Source organism: Methylobacterium sp. WL18 (assembly GCF_008040015.1).
In the GTDB taxonomy this organism is placed as follows: Bacteria; Pseudomonadota; Alphaproteobacteria; order Rhizobiales; family Beijerinckiaceae; genus Methylobacterium; species Methylobacterium mesophilicum.
On sequence record NZ_VRVD01001014.1, the window covers coordinates 1 to 1103 of the forward strand.

Consider the following 1103-nt stretch of genomic DNA (forward strand, 5'->3'; position numbering starts at 1 on the left):
GGGCAGGGCGCGGCACTCCCGGAGACCCGGATCGGCCGGCGGATCGGCTGGGTCCGGCCGCGTTCGGCATGCGCCGCCTGGAGCGCGCGCTGGTGCCCTGGAAGGGCAAGGCCTGACGCGTCCCCCGCCCGCCCCGATGGGGAACGACCGGGCGATCGCGCGGCTGCGGCGGACCGGGCGCAGCTGTTGCCATTGTGCTCTATTCGACCGACGATTTCTGGTACATCCGGATCGGTACGGTGCGCCGATCCAGTAAACGGCCTAGCGCAGACGTGCGATACGGATATCGGGGGATATCTTGCTGGAAAACTCCGACGATATCGTCTCAGAGGCGGCCCTGATCGCGGCGCTGGAAGCCTCCGGCGGGGTCGGCTTCTGGATGTGGGACATCGTCACCGACGACGCGCGGGCCGATCCGGTCACCGCGCTGCTGTTCAACATCAGCCCGGCCCGGTCGCGCGCCGGGGTCAGCCTCTCGGAGATCCTGAAGGCGGTCTACCACGCGGATCAGGGGCACATCTCCCAGGTCATCCTGGACTGCGTGCAATCCGGCGGCTCGTACACCGCCGAGTACCGGGTCTGCTCCCCGGAGGGCCGGCTGCGCTGGGTGTTCACCCGCGGCCACTTCTACCTGGACGAACTCGGCCGCCCGCTGTCCGGACGGGGCGTCGTCGTCGAGATCTCGGACAGCAAGTCCGCCGGCACCGCCTTCGCGACGCGGGACGGGAGCACGATCGAGGACGCCCTGAACAAGACCGCCGACCTGTGCCTGTCCCTGCACAACGCCGTCTCGGACCTCGGCGACACCCGCATCGTCGCCCTGACCGAAACCCTGCTGCTCGAGATCGGCCGGCAGCTGGCGGACCGGCAGCGATCCCCGTCGAACCCGTCCATGCATTGAACGCGGGCTTACGCGGGGCGGCACCGCGTCCCTTCGCGCTCACGGGCTGGGGGCAGGCCGCGTGGCTGACCTCGTCTTATCGAGCCGACATCCATTTCGACCGCTTGCACAACCTGGATGCCTGGTACCGCCGCGTGCGCGGACGCCCGGCGGTGCAGACGGCGCTGCGCGAGGAGGGGCTGAGGTGAGGCCGGCGGTGCGG

At 70.1% G+C, this 1103-nt stretch carries 1 protein-coding gene; it reads left to right on the plus strand.

What is annotated here, in order from left to right; genetic code table 11:
* The first annotated feature begins 298 nt into the window (after positions 1-298).
* The gene (locus FV228_RS30540) at positions 299-901 is read left to right on the plus strand and encodes a PAS domain-containing protein (protein ID WP_238259674.1); all 603 of its coding nucleotides are present in this window, start codon (positions 299-301) and stop codon (positions 899-901) included.
* The last annotated feature ends 202 nt before the right edge of the window (positions 902-1103 follow it).